Raw genomic sequence first — 19,922 nt, 5'->3', positions numbered from 1 at the left:
CGACCGAGTCCCCGCTGCGCGAGCGCCAGCGCGCCGTCGTGCCGGACACCGACTTGTCGCCGTAGTCGCCGAGCTTGCCGGGCAGCGCGCCCATCAGCGGAGCGCACGCCTTGTCCGAGCCGGCGGCGACGGGCATCGGGTCGAGCGGCGTGGCCGGGTCGGGGCGCAGGGCCGCGTAGGTGATGAACCCGGTCAGGACCATCACCGGCACCGCGACGAGCGTGGCGACGAAGGCGGGGGAGAGGCGACCGTCGGCGCCCCGGATCCAGGAGCCGCGCGTCGATGGGTCGTTGTGGTCGTCGGTGGACACGGACCCAGCGTAGCGGCGCTTAGACTGGGCGATCGTGACAGCACAGCGGACGGTCGGCGACGTGGGGGAGCGCGCCCTGCTCGCCGAGTTCGCGCGGGCCGCCCGTCGTGCGCCGGGCGTGCTCGTCGGCCCCGGCGACGACGCTGCCGTCATCGCCCCCGGCGCGACCGTGCTCAGCGTGGACACCGCGGTCCAGGGGCACCATTTCCGGCTCGACTGGTCGACCCCGGGGCAGATCGGTGCGCGGGCGGTCGTCGCCGCGACCGCCGACGTCGTCGCGATGGGCGCTCGGCCGACCGGGATCCTGGTCTCTCTCGCGTCCCCGTCCACGGCCCCGGCGGAGTTGATCACCGGGATCAACGACGGCGTCGTCGACCGTGCGGTCGACCTCGGTGTCGCGGTACTGGGCGGCGATCTCGTCGAAGCGGCGCAGATCGCGGTGTCGATCACGGCGGTCGGGGTGCTCGACGGTGTGGCGCCGGTGCGGCTGTCCGGCGCTGCGCCGGGGGACGTGCTCGCGGTGAGCGGCCCCCTCGGCGCCTCCGCCGCCGGCTACGCCGCGCTGAGCCGCGGAGTCGAGGACGGCGAGGCCGTCGCGGCGTTCCGCTGTCCGGCACCGGATCCGGCGCAGGGACCGATCGCCGCCCGCGCCGGCGCGCACGCGATGACCGACGTGTCCGACGGCCTGGTCGAGGAGTTGAGATTGCTCGCCGCGGCCTCGGGTGTCGACGTGGACGTCGACACCGCGGCGATTCCGATCACCGTGTCCACGGCGACCGTCGCCGAGCAGGCGGGTCTCGACGCGCGCACCTGGGCGCTTGCCGGCGGGGAGGACCACGAGCTCCTCGCCGCCTTCGGGGCGGCCGGGGACGTTCCCGGCGGGTGGTCGGTCATCGGGCGGGTGCTGCGGTCGGGTTCGCAGCCAGAACCGGTGTGCGTCGACGGCCGACCGCCGCGGGTCGAGGGGTGGCACAGCGTCTGAAGGCGCTAGATTCACAGTCGTGGCCATCTACGCACTCGGCGACCGCGAGCCGACGCTCGGCGCCGACACCTACGTCCATCCCGACGCGGTCGTCATCGGCGACGTCACGCTCGGCGACGGGGTGTCGGTCTGGCCGACCGCAGTGCTGCGCGGCGACTACGGCACGATCACCGTCGGCGAGAAGACGAACATCCAAGACGGCACGATCATCCACTGCACGGTCCTGCACCCGACCGTCATCGGCGCCCGCTGCGTCGTCGGGCACAACGCCCACATCGAGGGCGCCGTCATCGGCGACGACGTCCTCATCGCCTCGGCGTCGGTGGTCCTCAACGGCTCGACCGTCGGCGACGGGGCCATCGTCGGCGCCGGTGCCGTCGTCCCCTTCGACGGCGAGGTCCCCGCGCGTCGGATGGCGCTGGGCGTCCCGGCGAAGATCCGCGAGGGACACGAGGTGCCCGCAGGACATCTCGACGTGAACACGACCATGTATTACGAGAACGCCAAGTACTACCGCGACAACCTCCGTCGACTCGACTGACCGCCCGATGACCGCCAAACCACTCTCCGAACTCGTCGCCCCCGACTGGGCGCAGGCCCTCGAGCCGGTCGCCCCGGTGGTGGCCGAGCTCGGCGACTTCCTGCGCGCCGAGATCGCCGCGGGCCGCCGGTACCTGCCGGCCGGCGAGCACGTGTTGCGCGCCTTCACCCGGCCGATGTCCGACGTGCGGGTCCTCATCGTCGGCCAGGACCCGTATCCCACGCCGGGGCACGCCGTCGGCCTGAGCTTCTCGGTCGCCCCCGACGTCACACCCATCCCGCGCTCGCTGGCGAACATCTACACCGAGTACTGCGACGACCTCGGCTACCCGCGGCCCAGCACCGGCGACCTCACCCCGTGGGCCGATCACGGTGTGCTGCTGCTGAACCGGGTGCTCACCGTCGGCGCCTTCGACAGCGGCTCGCACCGCGGCAAGGGGTGGGAGCAGGTCACCGAGTGCGCCATCAAAGCGCTCGTCGCGCGCGACGATCCGCTGGTCGCGATCCTGTGGGGGCGGGATGCGCAGAACCTGGCGCAATGGCTGCCCGACGTTCCGACGATCGCGTCGGCACACCCGTCTCCGCTGTCGGCCTCGCGGGGGTTCTTCGGCTCCCGCCCGTTCAGCCGGGCCAACGCCGCGCTGGCCGAACTGGGCTGTGAGCCGGTGGACTGGCGGTTGCCCTAGGGCCAGGTCGGCGTGCGCTTCTCGACGAAGGCGTTCACGCCCTCGACCCCCTCGGGGCCGCTCGCCAGGCGGGCGATGGAGGCCGATTCGGCGGTGAACTGGTCGGTGAGGGAGCTGGTCGCACCGGCCCGCAACAACGCCGTGGTCGCCTGCAGGGCGGCGGCCGGTCCGGCGGCCAACCCGACGGCCACCTCCCGCGCGCGGCCGTCGACCAGCTCGTCGTCGACGATCTCCGAGAGCAGCCCGATGCCCAGGGCCTCCTCGGCGCCGATGACCTGGTCGGTCAGGATGATGTGCCGGGCGCGGGCGGCGCCGACGGCGCGGGGGAGCGTCCAGGTCATCGCACCGTCCGGGCTGAGCCCGATGCCCCGGTAGGCCGGCCGCATCTTGGTCGACGGTCCGCCGATCACCACGTCGCCGAGGAGGGTGAAGCTCATCCCGGCGCCCGCCGCCCAGCCCTTGGCCGCGACGACCACCGGTCGGCCCGAGTCGAGGAGCAGGCCCATCATCGCGTGCATGCGATCGGCGAGGTCGGCGAGGAAGGCGCCGCGGTCGTCGGCGGCGGCGAAGGAGGCCACGTTCCCGCCGGCGCAGAGGTTCTTCCCGGTGCCGACCAGCAGGATCGCCTTCTCGTCGCGGGCGCCGTCGCGCAGGTCGGCCAGCGCGACGGCGGCCTCGTCGACGGCCGCCGGGTCCATCGCGGTGCCGTTCGCCGGTGTCGAGACGGCGATGGTCAGCACACCGTCGGCGGAGGTCACGTGGGTCGAGTCGCTCATGGGCCTCAGACTATCGGGTGCAACAGCAACGACCCCCGACGGGCGAGAAGCCCATCGGGGGTCGTGGCGAAAACGGTTTAGACGGTGGTCTTGCCGGCCTTCAGGCAGGACGTGCACACGTTCTTGCGCTTGCGGTTGCCCGGCGCGACCTCGACTCGCACGGACTGGATGTTCGGGTTCCAGCGGCGGCTGTGGCGCCGGTGCGAGTGCGAAACCGACTTGCCGAAGCCGGGGCCCTTGCCGCAGATGTCGCAGACGGCAGCCATATCGAACACTCCCTTTGATCGTCGTAAAACTCTAGGTCTGGTGATGCGGGACCGGCCGCGGCTGACTTGCGCCGCGCCGATCGCAACCTGACAAGGATAGCCGCAGCGCGGGGCGGCCTCCAAATCAGGCACCTGGGCTAATCTCGATTCCGATGTCCGAAGCAGCTCCGGCCCCAGCACCGCGCGGTGACCGCCCTCCCCGGGTGAACCCGCAATTGCTGCGCGACTGGGCCCGGGCGTGCGCGGACGGGCTGGTGGCGGCGCGGTCGGAGATCAACGAGCTCAACGTCTTCCCGATCCCGGATTCGGACACCGGTTCCAACATGGTGTTCACCATGACGGCCGCGGCCGAGGCCGCTGAGCAGGCCGACTCGGAGGCCGACGTGGCGACGGTGACGCGGGCCATGGCCGATGCGGCGGTCGCCCACGCGCGCGGCAATTCGGGGATCATCCTCTCCCAGGTGCTGGTCGGCGTCGCCGATGCGGCCGCGATCGCCGCCACCGAGCGCGACCACTCCTTCGCCCGACTGTTCGCCGGGGGACTGCAGCTCGCCTCGCTCGCGGCGGTGCGCGCGGTCAGCGACCCGCGCGAGGGCACGGTGCTCACGGTGTTGCGCGAAGCCGCGGCCGCCGCGCACGAGAATCTGACGGCCAGCCCGGCCGACTTGGCCCGCGCGGCCGCCGAGGCCGCCGCCGATGCGCTCGAGCGGACCCCCGAACAGCTTGCGGAGCTGGCCTACGCCGGTGTCGTCGACGCCGGTGGCCGCGGAATGCTCGTCCTGCTCGACTCGATGGTCTTGGTCCTCACCGGCGTCGCCAACAAGCGACGCAGCTACCGGGGCCTGCTCATGGACGGCGCGGTGCCCCCCCAGCGCGCCGACGAGGCGTGCGACGGCAGCTCGGACATGGACTTCGAGGTGATGTACCTGCTCGACGGGTCGGCCGAGGAGCGGATCGGTCGGTTGCGGGACTACCTCGCCGAGATCGGCGACGCCGTCGTCATCGTCGGCGACAACAGCGACGAGGGCGAGCGCTTCTCGGTGCACGTGCACACCGACGATCCGGGCAAGGCGGTCGAGGCCGGCGCGGTGGTCGGCGCCATCAGCGACGTGCGGATCTCCTGCTTCGCACTCGACGCGTTGCGTGCGGCGAGCTCCGACGACGAGCCCCTGCCCAAGCACAAGCGTGCGATCGTCGTCATCGCGAAGGGCGACGGTGCCCGGGACCTGTTCGCCGAGGCGGGAGCGGCGGTCGTGGTCGCCGACGAGGGAGTGTCCGCCGAGGCCGTCGCCGAGGCCATCCGGGCGACCGACGCCGCCCACGTGGTCGTGATGGCCAACGGGGAGTTGGCGTCGCAAGAGCTGGTGTCGGTCGCGGCGGGCGCCCGGTCGACGCACCGCACCGTCGTGTTCATCCCGACGCTGTCGATGGTGCAGTGCCTGTCCGCGCTCGCGGTGCACGATCCCTCCGAGTCGCCCGACGTCGACGCCTATGCGATGGCCGAGGCGGCCGCGGGCACCCGGTGGGGATCGGTGCGGCGTTGCGAGGAGCCGATGATGACGTTGGCCGGCACCAGCGAGGCCGGCGACATGCTCGGCTACATCGGCTCGGACGCGTTGGTGATCGGCGAGGACCCGTTCACCGCGACGACCGCGCTGCTCGACCTCATGCTGGCCACCGGCGGCGAGCTGATCACCGTGCTCGCCGGCAAGCACCTCGAGGAGCACCCCGACGTGCTCGAGCGGCTGCAGGACCACGTCAAGCGCGTCTTCCCGGGCATCGAGCTGACGGTGTACCCGTGCGGACAGGATGATTCGGTGCTGCAGGTCGGGGTGGAGTGAGCGCAGTGGCACAGCCGGGGGCGGTGACGCCGGCGACCCCGTTGGCACAGGTCCTCGACGCGGGGATGGCCGACAAGCTGGTCGGACTGGGACTCGAGACCGTCGGCCAGCTGTTGTTCTACACACCGCGACGCTATGCGCAGGCCGGGGTCGTCGCCTCCGACGAGCTGCCCGCCGAAGGCGAGTGGATCACCATCGTCGGGCGCATCACCAGGGCCGATCTGGTCAACATGCGCCGTCGCCACGGGCAGTTCCTGAAGGTCTCGGTCGACGACGACACCCGCGTGTACGAGGCGAGTTTCTTCAACCCCCGGTACATCAAGAACAAGCTGCGCCCGGGGGCGCGGGTCATGATGGCCGGCAAGGTCAAGCTCTACAACGGGCGGGTCCAGCTGTCCCATCCGGAATGGGCGGTGCTGCCGGACGGATCCGACCCCGACGTGGCGGTCGTCGGCAACTCGATGATGCAGCAGCTGTACGCCGTCGAACAGGAGGCGCGCGAGGCCGAATCAGATGACGAGGTCGGCCTCGACGAGGCGTTCGAGCGGGCCATCCTTCCCATCTACCCGGCCACCAAGGACGTGCAGACCTGGGACATCTGGGGTGCGGTCCGCCAGGTGCTGGCGAGACTCGCGCCGGTGCCCGACGCCCTGACCCCCGAGCAGCGCGCCGAGCGCGGACTCGTCGGCACCGAGGATGCGCTGCGCAACATCCACCTGCCCGACCAGCTCGCCGACGTCGAGGCCGCGCGCGAGCGCCTGCGCTTCGACGAGGCCTACGCCATGCAGCTGGTCCTCGCCCAGCGCGCGCGCCTGGGGCGCGTCGAAACCGCGCGGGCGTGTCCGCACGTGCCCGGCGGCCTCGAGGACGCGCTGCGGGAGCGGTTGCCGTTCACCCTGACCGACGGCCAGGAGGCCGTGCTGGCCGAGATCGACGAGGAGCTGGACCGGTCGGCGCCGATGAGCCGATTGCTGCAGGGCGAGGTCGGCTCGGGCAAGACGCTCGTCGCGCTCCTGGCGATGCTGCGCGTCGTGGACAACGGTCAGCAGTGTGCGCTGCTGGCCCCGACGGAGGTCCTGGCCGCCCAGCACCACCGGACGATCCGCGCGATGCTCGGCGACCTCGGCATCGGCGGTGAACTCGGCGCCGCCGACCGCGCCACGTCGGTGTCGCTGCTGACCGGGTCACAGCGCACGGCCGAGAAGAAGCAGGCGCTGCTCGACGTCGTCACCGGGACCTCCGGAATCGTCATCGGCACCCATGCGCTGCTGCAGGAGAACGTCGAGTTCTTCGACCTCGGGCTGGTGGTCGTCGACGAGCAGCACCGCTTCGGCGTCGAACAGCGGGACGTGCTGCGGGCCAAGGCGGCCGGTGGTCGGGTGCCGCACCACCTGGTCATGACCGCGACCCCCATTCCGCGGACGGTCGCGATGACGGTGTTCGGCGACCTGGAGACCTCGACGCTGACCGAACTGCCCAAGGGGCGCCAGGAGATCAGCTCCTCGGTCGTGCCCATGGGCAACACGGTCTGGATGAACCGGGTGTGGGAGCGCGCCGGCGAGGAGATCGCCGACGGTCGGCAGGTCTACGTCGTGTGCTCGCGCATCGGTGACGACGAGAAGAAGGCGGCGCCGTCGTCGGAGGGCGGTCGGGAACCGGTGTCGCTGCTCGACCTGTTCGACGAGGTCGGCGCACGTTTGCCCGATGCCGGCATCGACATGCTCCACGGTCGGATGCCGCCCGACGACAAGTCGGCCGTGATGGACGCCTTCACGCGCGGCGAGACCGACGTCCTGGTGTCGACGACGGTCATCGAGGTCGGCGTCGACGTGCCCAACGCGACGGTGATGATCATCGTCGACGCGGATCGCTTCGGCGTCTCCCAGCTCCACCAGTTGCGCGGCCGCGTCGGTCGTGGTGGCCTGCCCGGTCTGTGCCTGCTGCTCACCGGGGTGCCCGAGGGCTCCAGCGCCTTCCGGCGGCTCACCGCGGTCGCCGGCACCACCGACGGTTTCGAACTGGCCCGCCTCGACCTGGCCGAGCGCCGCGAGGGCGACGTGCTGGGTGCGCTGCAGTCCGGCGGGGCCTCCTCGCTGCGGTTCCTGTCGCTGCTCGACGACGCGGACGTCATCGCCGATGCCCGAGGTCTGGCGCAACACGTCGTCGACGACTCTTTCGACCTGGCCGATCACCCGGGAGCCGCGACGATCGTGGACGCCGTCGTGGGGTCACGAGCGGACTTCCTCGACAAGTCCTGACGTCGAGCGTGCCCAGAATTTCGTCGAGCGTGCCCTAGCCGCAGCTGCGCAGGGCCCGTTCGAGGGTGCGCGCGGAGGGTTCGTCGAGCAGCAGCGGATAGGCGGCGAAGACGGCAACGAATTGCTTGGCGTACTGGCAGTGGAAGCCGCGGGCGGGAGGCATCCAACGGGCCGGCTCGAGATCCTTCTTGTCCTGGTTGGACCGCTCGTCGACGGCGACCAGATTGGCCGGATCATTGGCGAAGCGCAGTCGCACGGCGGGCGGCCAGCCGTGTGCGCCCATGTCCCAGGCGTACGACAGCGGAACGATGTGGTCGATCTGCACCGCGGTCGCCCGACTGCGTCGAAACACCAGCACGCGCCCGCTGTACGGGCTGCGCAACCGTCCTGCGGTGACGGTCGACGCACAGCGCGGACCGGTCGTGGTGACGATTTCCCGCAGGTCGCGGCGCAGGATGTCGTTGCGGGTGTCGCAGGCGTTGTTGCCGCCGGCCGCATCTGTCGCGTCGGCCCAGGCCGCGCCGAACGCCGATCGCACGTAATCGGAGCGGTGCGGCATACGAGCGGCAACGCGGGGTATGCGATGGAGTTCGCCGAGCCAGCCCGCCGCGGACGGCGGCGTGGGCCGCCAACGATCGGCCACCAGCGTCGCGGCGGCGAAGACCGCGAGCGCGGAGGCGAGCACCAACAGGGCCCACGTTCGGAGCGACAGGTTTCCCCTCATGGGGACTTAGACGCGCCGCACGGCGACTTCGGTTCCAGGTGGTCGGGCACGCTCGGCGGAATTCTGGGCACGTTCGACGAGAAACTGGGCACGCTCGGCGGAAGGCGGTGGAAGGTCTGGTCCCGCCGCGGCGTTAACCTTGATCGAGCAGTTCTCCTCGAGCGAAGGAACCCGATGAGCGCACCCACCCTGGACCCGAGCGCCAGCGCGCCGGCCGATGCGGTGACCGCCGAGGTCACGGCGCTGGCGACGGCCGCCAAGGCCGCCGCGCGCCGCCTCGTCGGCCTGTCGACCGCCGCGAAGAACACCGTCCTGCTGGCCGCCGCCGAGGCGATCGAGAAGGCACAGGACGCGATCCTGACCGCCAACGCCGCCGACATCGCGCGGTCGGAGGCCGCCGGGATCGAGGCCAGCCTGCTCGACCGCCTGCGCCTGAACCCCGACCGCGTGCGCGGGATCGCCGACGGTCTGCGGCAGGTCGCGGGCCTGCCGGACCCCATCGGCGAGGTGATCGCGGGCAAGACGCTGCCCAACGGGTTGACCCTGCGCCAGGTGCGCGTGCCCCTCGGTGTCGTCGGCATCGTCTACGAGGCGCGCCCCAACGTCACCGTCGACGCCTTCGGCATCGCGTTCAAATCCGGCAACGCCGTCCTGCTGCGCGGGTCGAGTTCGGCCGCCGACTCCAACGCGGCATTGGTCTCCGTGCTCCGCGAGGTCCTCGCCGCCCACGACGTGGACCCCGACGCCGTGGCGCTGCTCCCGGCGCACGACCGTGCCAGCGTCACCGCGCTCATCCAGGCGCGCGGCCTCGTCGACGTCGTCATCCCGCGCGGCGGCGCCGGACTGATCAACGCGGTCGTCGCCAACGCGACGGTCCCGACCATCGAGACCGGCACCGGAAACTGCCACGTCTACGTCCACTCCGCGGCCGACCTCGACATGGCCGAGACGGTCGTCGTCAACGCCAAGACCCGCCGGCCCAGCGTTTGCAACACCGCCGAGACGGTGCTGGTCGACAGCGACATCGCCGACGTCGCCCTGCCGCGCCTCATGGCGGCGCTGCGGCGCGAGGGTGTCACCATCCACGGCGACGAGGACGGGATGGAGCCGGCCGACGAGCGCGACTGGAGCGAGGAGTACCTGTCGCTGGACATCGCGGTGCGCCGCGTCGACGACCTGGATGCCGCGATCGACCACATCGGCCGCTACGGCACCGGGCACACCGAGGCGATCATCACCTCTGATCTGGCCGCGGCCAACGAGTTCACCAAGCGCGTCGACGCCGCCGCGGTCATCGTGAACGCCTCCACCGCCTTCACCGACGGCGAGCAGTTCGGCTTCGGCGCCGAGATCGGCATCTCCACCCAGAAGCTGCACGCGCGCGGGCCGATGGGGCTGCCCGAGCTGACCTCCACCAAGTGGGTCGTGTGGGGCGACGGCCAGATCCGGCCCGTCTGATGGCCGCCGACGCAAGATCTGCCGCACCGTCCGACGAGACCGCGATCGTCCCCGTCTTCGAGTCGGTGCCCGAGGTCGCCGAACGGCTCAGCGAGACCGGATACCTGCCCGACGCGGCGACCGCGACGGCCACCTACCTCGCCGACCGTCTCGGCAAGCCACTCCTCGTCGAGGGGCCGGCGGGCGTGGGCAAGACCGAGCTGGCCAAGGCGATCGCCGCGGCCACCGGCGCCGAGCTGGTGCGACTGCAGTGCTACGAGGGCCTCGACGAGGCGCGGGCGCTCTACGAGTGGAACCACGCCAAGCAGATCCTGCACATCCAGTCGACCGGCTCGCGCGAGTGGGACGAGACGAAGGCCGACATCTTCTCCGACGAGTTCCTGCTGCCGCGTCCGCTGCTCAAGGCGATCTCGCGCACCGAGCCGACGGTGCTGCTGATCGACGAGGTGGACAAGGCCGACGTCGACATGGAGGGCCTGCTGTTGGAGGTCCTGTCCGACTTCGCCGTCTCCATCCCGGAGATGGGCACGGTCCGGGCGGTCCGCCGACCGATCGTCATCCTGACGTCCAATGCCGCGCGGGAGCTCTCCGAGGCACTCAAGCGCCGCTGCCTGTACCTGCACATCGACTTCCCCGACGCCGGGCGGGAGAAGGAGATCCTGGCCAGCCGCGTGCCCGACCTGCCTGATGCCCTCGCCGCGGAGGTCGTGCGCGTCATCGGGGCGCTGCGCGGGTTGGACATCCGCAAGAAGCCGTCGGTGTCGGAGACGATCGACTGGGGCAACACCCTGCTCGCCCTGTCCGGCGGCGCGGCCGCGGGCACCCCGGAGGCCAATCTCGCCAAGGGGCGCATCGACGACTCGCTGATCTCGCGGACCCTCGGCGTCGTCCTCAAGCACCGGCCCGACCTGGCGACCGCGCGCAAAGAACTCAAGCTGGACTGACCCGTTGTCGGCGCCGCTCATCGATCACCTCGTCGAGTTCGTCGACGAGCTGCGCACGCGTGGGATCGACATCGGCCCGGCCGCGCTCCTCGACGCGGGGCGGGCCGTCGGCGTCCTCGACCTGCTGGATCGCGAGGGGCTGCGCGAAGGCCTCGCGGCGACACTGCTGACGACTCACATGCACCGCGACATGTTCGACCGGGCCTTCGACCTCTGGTTCCCCCTCGGCGACGGGGCGCGCACCACCGACACCGACCTGCCGCGCGATGCCGACGGGAACATCGACGTCGAGGCCTTCCGGGAGATGGTCGCCGAGGTGATGGCCGACGACACCGCCGCCGCCGACGGCCGCCAGGGCGAGATGGTCGCGATGATCGTGCAGGAGTTCGGCCGCTACGAGGGCGCGCGCGGCGAGGCCTTCTCGGCCTACCAGGCCACGTCGACGATCAATCCGCAGACGCTGATCGCCGCGATTGCCGCGGCCATGGCGCGCGGGGCCGCCGACGACGAATCGGGTGCGCGGCCCGGCACCCAGCCCCGGTACCGGCGGGCCGCCGCGGATCGGGCCGCGGAGCTGCGGGCGGCGATCGAGTCGGAGACCCAGCGGCGGATGGCCGGTCGGCACGGTCGGGACAGGGTCGCCGAGTACGCGGTACCCAAGCTGCCCGAGCAGATGAGCTTCCTGCACTCGAGCGCCAAGGACCTGGCGCAGATCCGTCGGACGGTCGAGCCGCTGGCCCGGCTGTTGGCCGACCGGCTGGAGGTCCGTCGTCGACGGGCCCGCCACGGCCCGGTCGACGTGCGCCGGACGCTGCGCGCCTCGATGTCCACCGGGGGAGTGCCCATCAAGCTCACCCATCGTCGCCCCCGCCCGGGGCGCCCGGAACTGGTCATCATCTGCGACGTCTCCGGCTCGGTGTCGGGGTTCTCGCAGTTCACCCTGCAGCTGGTGTACGCACTGCGCCAACAGTTCTCCAAGGTGCGGGTGTTCGCCTTCGTGGACACGGTCGACGAGGTGACCGAGTACTTCGAGCGGAGCCAGTCTGACGAGTCGTTCGGCGAGGTCATGCACGCGATGATCACGCAGTCGCGGATCTCGACGAGGGACGGGCACTCGGACTACGGGCACATGCTCAAGGGCTTCGCGCGCGACTACCTCGACTCACTGACGCACCGTGGTGCGCTGCTGATCCTCGGCGACGCGCGCAACAACTACCACTGGACCGAGTCCGAATCGCTGGCGAAGCTGACCGACCGGGTGCGCCACGCCTACTGGCTCAACCCGGAGCGGCGCGAGGAGTGGGGCACCGGCGATTCGGACGCCGACGTCTACGCCGAGATCATCGAGATGCACGAGTGTCGCAACGCCGAGCAACTCGCGAAGGTGATTGGTGACCTGCTCCCGGTGTGAGCGTAAGCTTTGGCCGCATGTCGGCAGAGGCGCACGGTCCCGGGGCGAACGGCCCCGCTCGTCGGGCCCCCGGCGGTCCGCGTCGCGTCGGTGTCATGGGCGGCACCTTCGACCCCATCCACAACGGGCACCTGGTGGCCGCCAGCGAGGTGGCCCACCGATTCGGCCTCGACGAGGTCATCTTCGTCCCGACCGGCCGACCGTGGCAGAAGACCGCCGATGAGTCGGGCGGGTCGGGGGAGCCCGGGCAGGTGGTCTCGGCCCGCGACGTCAGCCCGGCCGAGGACCGCTATCTGATGACGGTCATCGCCACGGCGTCGAACCCGCGGTTCGCGGTGAGCCGCGTCGACATCGACCGCGCGGGCAACACCTACACCGTCGACACCCTGCGCGACCTTCGTCGGCTGTTGCCCGATGCCGAGCTGTTCTTCATCACCGGCGCCGACGCCCTCGAGTCCATCCTGTCCTGGCAGGAGTTCGACGAGCTGTTCTCGCTCGCCCATTTCATCGGCGTCAGCCGACCCGGGTACGAACTGTCGGCCTCCCACCTCGCCAAGCACCTGCGCGAATTGCCCGCCGACACCCTGCAGATGTTGGAGATCCCCGCGCTGGCGATCTCCTCGACCGAGTGTCGCGCACGGGCTGCGGCCGGCCAGCCCGTGTGGTATTTGGTACCGGACGGAGTGGTGCAATACATCGCCAAGCGCGGCCTCTACCGCAAGTGGCCGAACACCGGACCGAGCGTCTCGGCGCCGGGCTGAAACCCAGAAGGAGCCTTCTGTGACGACGACCGAACCGGTACCCGCCGGGCCCCACGAGGTGACGGTGGACACCGACGCCGGTTATCAGCGCGGCCTGACCACGCGAACCGTGCAGATGATCGCCATCGGCGGCGCGATCGGCACCGGTCTGTTCTACGGCTCCGGCGCGGCGATCGAGATGGCCGGCCCGGCCCTGCTGCTGGCCTACCTGGTCGCCGGTCTGGCCGTGTTCATCATGATGCGCGCCCTCGGCGAATTGCTGCTGTACCGCCCGGTCGCCGGCGGCATCTCCGAATACGCCGACGAGTTCCTCGGCCGCTTCGCCGGGTTCAGCCAGGGTTGGACCTACTGGGCGGTGTGGGCGACGACCTGCATGGCCGAGATCACCGTCGCCGGCAAATACGTCAACTACTACTTCGGCATCGATTCGCAGACCGGTGAGGAGCGCCCGCTCAGCCGGTTGCTGCACATCGGTTCGATCCCGGTGTGGCTGGTCGCCCTCGTCGCGCTGGCCGTGCTGTTCTGCGCGAACCTGATCTCGGTCGGGGTGTTCGGCACCGCCGAGTTCTGGTTCTCGATGATCAAGATCGTCACCATCTTCGGCATGATCATCATCGGCATCGGCATCCTCCTGCCGATCGCCGGATTCGGGCCGGAGACCGGACCGTCGGTCACCAACCTGTGGAACGACGGCGGCTTCTTCCCCAAGGGCCATTGGGACGCGCTGCTCGTGCTGCAGATCGTCATGTTCGCGTATGTAGGAGTCGAGCTCGTCGGTGTGACCGCCGGCGAGGCGCAGAACCCCAAGGTCACCCTGCGCAAGGCGATCAACTCGGTGCCCTTCCGCATCGGCATCTTCTACGTCGGGTCGCTGCTGGTCATCCTGTGCGTCAAGGGCTGGCGCAACTTCCACGAGGGCACCAGCCCCTTCGTGCAGGTCTTCGAGGACGTCGGCATCCCGGGAGCGGCCGGAATCATCAACTTCGTGCTGCTGACCGCGGCGCTGTCGTCGTGCAACTCGGGCATCTACTCGACCGGCCGGATGCTGCGGTCGTTGTCGTTGCGCGGCGACGCCCCCCGGCGGTTGTCGGGCCTGTCGGGCCGACACGTCCCGGTCGCGGGCATCGTGCTCTCGGCGCTGGTGATGGTCATCGGAGTCATCGTCAACGTCATCGACACCGAGCGCGCCTTCCTGTGGATCACCTCGGTCTCGACGGTCGGCATCCTCGTCGTGTGGTCGGTGATCATCGTCTGCCACCTGGTGTACCGCAGCCGGATCCGCCAGGGGCTGCTGCCGCCGTCGGACTACCGCGTCCCCGGTGCCCCGTACACGTCCTATCTGACGTTGGCCTTCTTCCTGGGCGTGCTGGTGCTGCTCGGCTTCACCAGCGCCGGGCGCACCGCCCTGGTCGTGGGTGTCGTCTGGTTCGCGCTCGTCGTGATCGCCTATCTGATCTGGCGCGCCATCCAGCAGAACCGCACCCACGAGTGGGCTGCGCCCGAGGAGCACGAGGGCCACGGCGGTGCTGCCGTGGCGACCGCCGTCGGAGCCGCGACCGCCGCGACGGCCGCCGGTGCGGCGACCGCTGGCGCCGACGCCGGGGAGACGCCGAACATCACCCGCTCGCGCCCGCCGATCGAAGCGCTGGAGGCGACGCCCGAGCCCGAGCCGATCGAGCCGCCCCGCCCCCGGATGACGCTCGAAGAGGCCGGTCCCGAGCCGAAGGACGGCTTCTGGTGGGCCGTCCTCTCGTGCGGCTTCTTCCTGCCGGTCGGGTTGTTCGCGGTGTACAAGGCCGCCTCGGTCCACCCGCAGTGGGAGGGCGGCGAATACGAGATGGCCCATCGGTCGGCGAACCTCTCGCGCCTGGCCGCGATCATCGCCATGGTGATTGGCGTCGTGGTGGCGGTCGGCGTGCTGGCGTGGTTGCTGATCGGCAGCCGATAGCCGTGCCGATGCCGGTGTCGCCGGCCGGTCGTGCGCCGTGAGACGCTGGTACCCATGACCGCAGCACCCGAATCGGTGGAGATGGCCCGCATCGCCGGCGCCGCCGCCGCCGACAAGCTCGCCACCGACGTCGTCGCGATCGACGTCTCCGAGCAACTCGTCATCACCGACATCTTCGTGATCGCCTCTGCCGACAACGAGCGGCAGGTGAACTCGATCGTCGACGACGTCGAGGACAAGATGCGCGAGGCCGGCCACAAACCGGCCCGCCGCGAAGGCGCCCGCGAGGGCCGCTGGGCGCTGCTCGACTACACCGACGTCGTCGTCCACATCCTGCACGCCGACGAACGCGAGTTCTACGCGCTCGAGCGGTTGTGGAAGGACTGCCCGGAGATCGACCTCGGGCTGCCGACGCCGTGAGGTCGGGTGCCGACACCCACGACACCAGCGTTGAGCGCCTCACGCCGGTCGTGCGCCGTCTGCTGCTCTGGCGGCACGGTGAGACCCACTACAACGCCGACAGTCGGATGCAGGGCCAATTGGACACCGACCTGTCCGAACGCGGTCAGCGTCAGGCCGCGGCCGCCGCGGCCGCCCTCGCCGAGCGCGACCCGCTGCTGATCCGGTCGTCGGACCTGCGCCGGGCCGCCGAGACCGCCGACCGGCTGGCCGAGCTGACCGGCCTGTCGGTCACCCGCGATCCGCGCCTGCGGGAGACGAACCTGGGCGACTGGCAGGGCCTCACCCACGCCGAGGTGGACGCCATCGCGCCGGGGGCACGACGCGTGTGGCGCGACGACGCGCGCTGGGCCCCGCCGCACGGGGAGTCGCGCGTCGACGTCGCCGAGCGCATCACCCCGGTCGTCGACGACCTCCTCGTCGACCTGCCCGAGTGGGGGACCGGCCCGCGGCCCGAGGCGCCGGTCGTCCTCGTCGCCCACGGCGGCTGCATCGCCGCGCTGACCGCCTCCCTCCTCGCTCTCCCGGTCGACAACTGGCCCGCACTGGGAGGACTGGCCAACTGCGGCTGGGTGCAGCTCTCCGGGCATCAGATCGAACTGGACGGTGCCCCGCTGCTGCGGTGGCGGTTGGACGTGTGGAACAGCGGGGTCGACGAGTCGTGAGCATCGTCGTCCTCTCCGATTCCCTGGCCTACTACGGCCCGCAGGGCGGCCTGGCGGCCGACGACGGCCGCATCTGGCCGAACCTCGTCGGTCAGCGGGTCGGCCGACCGGTCGAGCTCTTCGGGCGCATCGGCTGGACCAGTCGGGACATCTGGTGGGCGATCACCCAGGACCCGCGGATCTGGGCAGCGCTGCCGCACGCCGAGGTCGTCCTCCTCGCCTATGGGGGCATGGACAGCCTCCCGTCGCCGCTGCCCACCGCCCTGCGCGAGCAGATCCGGTACCTGCGTCCCAACCGACTGCGTCAAACGGTGCGTGACGGGTACGCCTGGGTGCAGCCGCGCGCCGCCCGCCTGGGCTGGCCGCTGGCCCTCCCGCCGAAGGTGACGGTCGAGTACCTGGAGAAGGTGCGCGACGCCATCGCCCAGTTGCGCCCCGATCTGCCGATCGTCGTATGCCTGCCGCCCACGCACGCGAGCCCGTACTACGGCAACGTGCACGAGGGACGCGTGCCCACGACATCGGCGATGCGCGCATGGGCCGACCGGCAGGGGCTGGCGACGGTCGACTTCTATCCGGTGACCCGCGACGAGTTCACCGATCACCCGCAGGACATGAACCCCGACGGCATCCACTGGGGCTTTCGCTGTCACGAGGAGATCGCCGATCTGGTCGCCCCCGTCGTGCGCTCGGCACTGGCCGGGGACGGGGACCAACCGGGCGCCCCCGCCCGCTGAGGCGACCGGCTAACGTAGAGCCGTGCCCGTCGTCGTCGTGACCGATTCGTCGTGTTGCCTGCCACCCGAAGTCGCCAAGCGCTACGGGATCCGGCAGGTGCCGCTGCACGTGTCCTACGAGGGCAAGGACTACCGCGAGAACCTCGACGAGATGCCCGACGGGTTGATCACAACCCCCGGGGTCACCACCTCCGGTGCGACCCCGGCCGACATGGAGAAGGTTTTCGCCAAGGCGGTCAAAGACTCCAAGGGCGACGGCGTCGTCGCCGTCCACATGTCGCGCAAGCTGTCCAGCACGTGGAGCGCCGCCCGCGTCGCGGCGGACAAGTACGACGGTGCGGTTCGGGTGGTCGACTCGCGTTCGGTGGGTCTGGCCGTCGGTTTCACCGCGCTGGTGGCGGCCCAGGCCGCGGCGCGCGGAGAGGACCGCGACCGGGCCTATGAGGCGGCGGTGCGCGAGGCGGCGACCATCGAGTCGATGATCTGCGTGTCCGACCTCGACCACCTGCGGGCCAGCGGTCGGATCAGCGCCGCCAGCCGGATGCTGGGTTCGGCGCTGTCGATCAAACCGATCCTGCACACCGTCGACGGCTCGTTGACGCTGCGCGAGCGGCACCGGACGTTCTCCAAGGCCGTGGCGAAGATGGTCGACTCGGCCTGCGAGGTCTCCGGCGCCCGCCCGGTGTCGGTGGGTGTGCAGCACTGCGGTGCGCCCGAGGTCGCCGGCCAGGTGATGGCGGAGCTCGAAGAGCGCATCCCCGACATCGTGGTCGCGCTGACCGCACCGCTCGGTCCCGTCCTGAGCGTCCACGTCGGCGAGGGTGCCGTCGGGGTGACGGTGGGCTCGACCCTGACGCCGATCGACTGATGGCACCGTCGGCGACCACCGAGCGCAACGGCGCGCTGACCCGGTTCTCCGCGGTGATGTCGCGGGCGCTGGCGCCGCGCGCGCCGCGGGGTGTCGACCTGCCGGACCCGGCGGTCGACTTCCGACTGACGTCGACGGTCCCGGGGACGACGACCGGTCTGAGTGCCTCCTTCGAGTTCCCGACCGCGTCGAACGGTCGGCCCTATTCGATCCGCGAGATCGGCGTCGAGTTCCCCGACGGGTTCACCGTCGATTTCCGTGCCGTGCCCACCGTGGGGCCGTCACGGTGGCGGATGTTCCTCAGCCGCAGGGGTTACCGGGCGCCGGGACTCGTCGGCTCGGGGACGGCGCGGGTGGACTTCGGGATCCCAGGACTGGACAAGGTCGGCAGTCCGCTGCACGAGATCGTCCTCGGTGACGGGTGCTTCTTCGCCTACGAGCACAACAAGGTCTGGGGCGTCACGGTGTTCCCCCTGCTGTTCACGGTGCCGTTGGACTCGACGGGCTTCCTCTGGGAGATCGGCGAGGCCCCGAGCTTCCGCGGGCCGGACGGGCTGGACGCCCTGATCAGCGTGTCCGTGGAGTTCGTCGACCGGGGCGTGTTCCGGCTGCCGGCAAACCGCCCGCCGTCGGGGGCATGGGAGTTCGTGCTGAATCTGCGCTACTACAACGACTCGCGGACCCGGATGGTCGTGTCGATCCCCGTCGGGGACGCCTGATGGCCCTCGCGCGGACGGTCGGGGTGGCGGGGGCCGCGGGACGCGGTGCCGTCGCCACGGTCGTCGGCCTGGCCCGCGGGCGTGGTCGATGGCCGGCCGGCGTGAACGACTGGGCCGATCGGGGCGGTGGCACGCCGGTTGTGCTGATCCCCGGCTCCTTCGTGCCCGGCGAGTTCTATTGGCACCGGCTGGCACCGGGACTGATCGCCGACGGGCATAGGGTCTTCGCCTGCAACCTGCCCGGCCTCGGGACTCGAGAGCCGCAGGTGCAGGTCGCCGCGGTGGAGCAGTTCCTGCGGCGCGTCCGGAAGGCGACCGGTCAGCGGCGGGTGGTGCTCGTCGGGCAGTCCTTCGGCGGCGTGGTCATCCGCGACGTGGTGCGCTCGACCGCCGCCGAGGTCGGGGGAGCGGTCCTCGTCAGTGCCCAGGACCACGGCTTCCGGCGCGGGTGGGCGGCCCTGTTCACCGCGCCCGTCGTGCGCGGCGCGGTGCGAGTCGTGTGCCCGATGGCGTTGCGGCTGATCCCCGGGTCGGAGTACCTGGACGAGCTCGACGCGGCTTCCACGGGTAGGTCGATCACGACCATCACCAGCACGCGAGACGCTTTCGCGGCGCCCGCCTCGGTGGCCGTCGACGGCGCCGACAACATCGTGTTGCAGGAGTTGGACCCGTCGATCCGCAGCGGCCACATGCTGATCGGATACGACCCGGTGGCCGTCGACCTGATCCGCGCGGCGGTGGCCTCGGCGAGCTGATCACGGCGCGACGCACAGATCGTGGTCATCCACAGGTCCCGGCCGCGCGGGGGCTCGGCGTCGATCGTCGACCGGGTGGGGCGCCTACCTTCGGGCGCATGCAGCGGGGGCGATTGGGCGAGCCGGAAATCGTGCGACAACGATTGGCGAGACTGGTGCGCCCATCGCCCGAGCCCGAGCGGGTCGACCCCGAATCGGTCGACGTCGACGAGGCGGCCGTCGGCGGGTCGGAACCGACCCTAGGTCGGTGGGGGATCACGGCGGCGCCGCGCTGGCTCGAACCGCAGGCACAGTGGGGCGACGGCCGGGCACAGACCGACCCGGACCGGTTCGCCCTGACCGATCTGGACCCCGACGAATCCTGGCGCGACGAGGAGGAGGACGACGCGCCGCGTCATCGCCTGCAGCCATTGCCCCCGGCGGCCGTCGCCCTGGTCGGCGTCGGCATCGTCGCCGCGTTGATCGCCGCCTACTTCGCGCTGCGCGCGCCCGATCAGACCGTCCCCGTCATCGACTTCCCACCATCGGCGGGGCCCACCTCCTCGGGTGCGCCGCCAACGACCGGGAGCGCCGCGCCGGCACCAAGCGCCCCGATCGTCGTCAGCGTCGTCGGGCTCGTCCACCGACCGGGCCTGGTGCGCATGCCCCCGCAATCCCGGTTGGCCGACGCGGTGCGGGCCGCCGGTGGCGCCAAGCGCGGTGCCGACCTGCTGTCGCTGAACCTCGCGCGCCCCCTTCGCGACGGGGACCAGGTCATCGTCGGCCTCGCCCCGGCCCCGGGGCGCGCCGGGCTGCGCAGCGCGGTCGTCGGGGT

At 71.2% G+C, this 19,922-nt stretch carries 21 protein-coding genes and 1 pseudogene; 18 read left to right on the top strand and 4 right to left on the bottom strand.

What is annotated here, in order from left to right:
• On the bottom strand, nt 1–310 hold a 310-nt coding region (locus QM634_RS05290), incomplete at its 3' end, for a DUF3515 family protein (protein ID WP_415041724.1).
• A gap of 34 nt (nt 311–344) precedes the next feature.
• Between QM634_RS05290 and thiL the strand changes: the two genes are divergently transcribed.
• Genes thiL through QM634_RS05275 form a run of 3 tightly spaced genes read left to right on the top strand, consistent with a single transcriptional unit; the run spans nt 345 to nt 2,518 of the window.
• Nucleotides 345–1,292, top strand: coding sequence for a thiamine-phosphate kinase (gene thiL / locus QM634_RS05285; protein ID WP_415041723.1), 948 nt, complete (start codon nt 345–347; stop codon nt 1,290–1,292).
• Nucleotides 1,293–1,311: 19 nt separating this feature from the next.
• On the top strand, nt 1,312–1,833 hold the full coding sequence (locus QM634_RS05280) for a gamma carbonic anhydrase family protein (protein WP_415041722.1): 522 nt from the start codon (nt 1,312–1,314) through the stop codon (nt 1,831–1,833).
• Nucleotides 1,834–1,840: 7 nt separating this feature from the next.
• Nucleotides 1,841–2,518: a uracil-DNA glycosylase gene (locus tag QM634_RS05275; protein WP_415041721.1), complete on the top strand. Its 678-nt coding sequence runs from the start codon at nt 1,841–1,843 to the stop codon at nt 2,516–2,518.
• Here QM634_RS05275 and QM634_RS05270 read toward each other — a convergent pair.
• Entirely contained in the window at nt 2,515–3,294 is a 780-nt protein-coding gene (locus QM634_RS05270) for an enoyl-CoA hydratase/isomerase family protein (protein WP_415041720.1), read from the bottom strand. The genes QM634_RS05275 and QM634_RS05270 overlap by 4 nt on opposite strands.
• 77 nt (nt 3,295–3,371) lie before the next feature.
• On the bottom strand, nt 3,372–3,560 hold the full coding sequence (rpmB, locus tag QM634_RS05265) for a 50S ribosomal protein L28 (protein WP_415041719.1): 189 nt from the start codon (nt 3,558–3,560) through the stop codon (nt 3,372–3,374).
• Between the two features lie 152 nt (nt 3,561–3,712).
• On the opposite strand from rpmB, the gene QM634_RS05260 reads away from it, so the two are divergent.
• Together QM634_RS05260 and recG are read left to right on the top strand one after the other, a co-directional pair.
• Nucleotides 3,713–5,401: a DAK2 domain-containing protein gene (locus tag QM634_RS05260; RefSeq protein WP_415041718.1), complete on the top strand. Its 1,689-nt coding sequence runs from the start codon at nt 3,713–3,715 to the stop codon at nt 5,399–5,401.
• A gap of 5 nt (nt 5,402–5,406) precedes the next feature.
• The gene (gene recG / locus QM634_RS05255; protein ID WP_415041717.1) at nt 5,407–7,659 is read left to right on the top strand and encodes an ATP-dependent DNA helicase RecG; all 2,253 of its coding nucleotides are present in this window, start codon (nt 5,407–5,409) and stop codon (nt 7,657–7,659) included.
• 34 nt (nt 7,660–7,693) lie between these two features.
• Here the strand turns inward: recG and QM634_RS05250 are convergent, their stop codons facing one another.
• Nucleotides 7,694–8,383 carry an HNH endonuclease family protein gene (locus QM634_RS05250; RefSeq protein ID WP_415041716.1) on the bottom strand — a complete coding sequence of 230 codons (690 nt, stop codon included), beginning with the start codon at nt 8,381–8,383 and terminating at the stop codon, nt 7,694–7,696.
• Nucleotides 8,384–8,557: 174 nt separating this feature from the next.
• On the opposite strand from QM634_RS05250, the gene QM634_RS05245 reads away from it, so the two are divergent.
• The 13 genes and pseudogenes from QM634_RS05245 to QM634_RS05185 form a co-directional block, all read left to right on the top strand.
• Nucleotides 8,558–9,841: a glutamate-5-semialdehyde dehydrogenase gene (locus QM634_RS05245; RefSeq protein ID WP_415041715.1), complete on the top strand. Its 1,284-nt coding sequence runs from the start codon at nt 8,558–8,560 to the stop codon at nt 9,839–9,841.
• Nucleotides 9,841–10,785: an AAA family ATPase gene (locus tag QM634_RS05240; RefSeq protein ID WP_415041714.1), complete on the top strand. Its 945-nt coding sequence runs from the start codon at nt 9,841–9,843 to the stop codon at nt 10,783–10,785. Before QM634_RS05245 ends, QM634_RS05240 begins: the two co-directional genes overlap by 1 nt.
• 4 nt (nt 10,786–10,789) lie before the next feature.
• On the top strand, nt 10,790–12,196 hold the full coding sequence (locus QM634_RS05235; protein WP_415041713.1) for a vWA domain-containing protein: 1,407 nt from the start codon (nt 10,790–10,792) through the stop codon (nt 12,194–12,196).
• Nucleotides 12,197–12,291: 95 nt separating this feature from the next.
• The gene (gene nadD / locus QM634_RS05230) at nt 12,292–12,957 is read left to right on the top strand and encodes a nicotinate-nucleotide adenylyltransferase (RefSeq protein ID WP_415041726.1); all 666 of its coding nucleotides are present in this window, start codon (nt 12,292–12,294) and stop codon (nt 12,955–12,957) included.
• Nucleotides 12,958–13,015: 58 nt separating this feature from the next.
• Nucleotides 13,016–14,416: pseudogene (locus tag QM634_RS05225) on the top strand (amino acid permease); the annotation flags it as partial.
• Between the two features lie 234 nt (nt 14,417–14,650).
• On the top strand, nt 14,651–14,905 hold the full coding sequence (locus QM634_RS05220) for a CD225/dispanin family protein (RefSeq protein WP_415041725.1): 255 nt from the start codon (nt 14,651–14,653) through the stop codon (nt 14,903–14,905).
• 54 nt (nt 14,906–14,959) lie between these two features.
• Entirely contained in the window at nt 14,960–15,325 is a 366-nt protein-coding gene (gene rsfS / locus QM634_RS05215; RefSeq protein WP_415041712.1) for a ribosome silencing factor, read from the top strand.
• Nucleotides 15,322–16,029, top strand: a complete 708-nt coding sequence (locus QM634_RS05210) for a histidine phosphatase family protein (protein ID WP_415041711.1) — start codon at nt 15,322–15,324, stop codon at nt 16,027–16,029. The genes rsfS and QM634_RS05210 overlap by 4 nt, the downstream gene beginning before the upstream one ends.
• Nucleotides 16,026–16,766: a diglucosylglycerate octanoyltransferase gene (gene octT / locus QM634_RS05205; protein WP_415041710.1), complete on the top strand. Its 741-nt coding sequence runs from the start codon at nt 16,026–16,028 to the stop codon at nt 16,764–16,766. Before QM634_RS05210 ends, octT begins: the two co-directional genes overlap by 4 nt.
• A gap of 22 nt (nt 16,767–16,788) precedes the next feature.
• Nucleotides 16,789–17,634 (top strand): DegV family protein, encoded by an 846-nt coding sequence (locus tag QM634_RS05200; RefSeq protein ID WP_415041709.1) that lies wholly within the window; start codon nt 16,789–16,791, stop codon nt 17,632–17,634.
• Entirely contained in the window at nt 17,634–18,353 is a 720-nt protein-coding gene (locus QM634_RS05195) for a hypothetical protein (RefSeq protein ID WP_415041708.1), read from the top strand. Before QM634_RS05200 ends, QM634_RS05195 begins: the two co-directional genes overlap by 1 nt.
• Nucleotides 18,353–19,108 carry an esterase/lipase family protein gene (locus tag QM634_RS05190; protein WP_415041707.1) on the top strand — a complete coding sequence of 252 codons (756 nt, stop codon included), beginning with the start codon at nt 18,353–18,355 and terminating at the stop codon, nt 19,106–19,108. Before QM634_RS05195 ends, QM634_RS05190 begins: the two co-directional genes overlap by 1 nt.
• Before the next feature lie 98 nt (nt 19,109–19,206).
• Nucleotides 19,207–19,922, top strand: a 716-nt coding sequence (locus tag QM634_RS05185) for an SLBB domain-containing protein (RefSeq protein ID WP_415041706.1), incomplete at its 3' end; no start/stop codon positions are given.

Source organism: Gordonia sp. (in: high G+C Gram-positive bacteria) (assembly GCF_047606305.1).
In the GTDB taxonomy this organism is placed as follows: domain Bacteria; phylum Actinomycetota; class Actinomycetes; order Mycobacteriales; family Mycobacteriaceae; genus Gordonia.
The sequence above is the reverse complement of the archived record's forward strand: the minus strand, read 5'-3'. Positions and strand labels throughout refer to the sequence as shown.

Coding starts and splice junctions, on each gene's coding strand:
- QM634_RS05275 (WP_415041721.1), top strand. CDS start 1,841: ATGACCGCCAAACCACTCTCCGAACTCGTCGCCCCCGACTGGGCGCAG.
- QM634_RS05250 (WP_415041716.1), bottom strand. CDS start 8,383: ATGAGGGGAAACCTGTCGCTCCGAACGTGGGCCCTGTTGGTGCTCGCC.
- rpmB (WP_415041719.1), bottom strand. CDS start 3,560: ATGGCTGCCGTCTGCGACATCTGCGGCAAGGGCCCCGGCTTCGGCAAG.
- QM634_RS05220 (WP_415041725.1), top strand. CDS start 14,651: ATGACGCTCGAAGAGGCCGGTCCCGAGCCGAAGGACGGCTTCTGGTGG.
- QM634_RS05190 (WP_415041707.1), top strand. CDS start 18,353: ATGGCCCTCGCGCGGACGGTCGGGGTGGCGGGGGCCGCGGGACGCGGT.
- rsfS (WP_415041712.1), top strand. CDS start 14,960: ATGACCGCAGCACCCGAATCGGTGGAGATGGCCCGCATCGCCGGCGCC.
- QM634_RS05245 (WP_415041715.1), top strand. CDS start 8,558: ATGAGCGCACCCACCCTGGACCCGAGCGCCAGCGCGCCGGCCGATGCG.
- QM634_RS05195 (WP_415041708.1), top strand. CDS start 17,634: ATGGCACCGTCGGCGACCACCGAGCGCAACGGCGCGCTGACCCGGTTC.
- QM634_RS05270 (WP_415041720.1), bottom strand. CDS start 3,294: ATGAGCGACTCGACCCACGTGACCTCCGCCGACGGTGTGCTGACCATC.
- nadD (WP_415041726.1), top strand. CDS start 12,292: ATGGGCGGCACCTTCGACCCCATCCACAACGGGCACCTGGTGGCCGCC.
- QM634_RS05240 (WP_415041714.1), top strand. CDS start 9,841: ATGGCCGCCGACGCAAGATCTGCCGCACCGTCCGACGAGACCGCGATC.
- QM634_RS05260 (WP_415041718.1), top strand. CDS start 3,713: ATGTCCGAAGCAGCTCCGGCCCCAGCACCGCGCGGTGACCGCCCTCCC.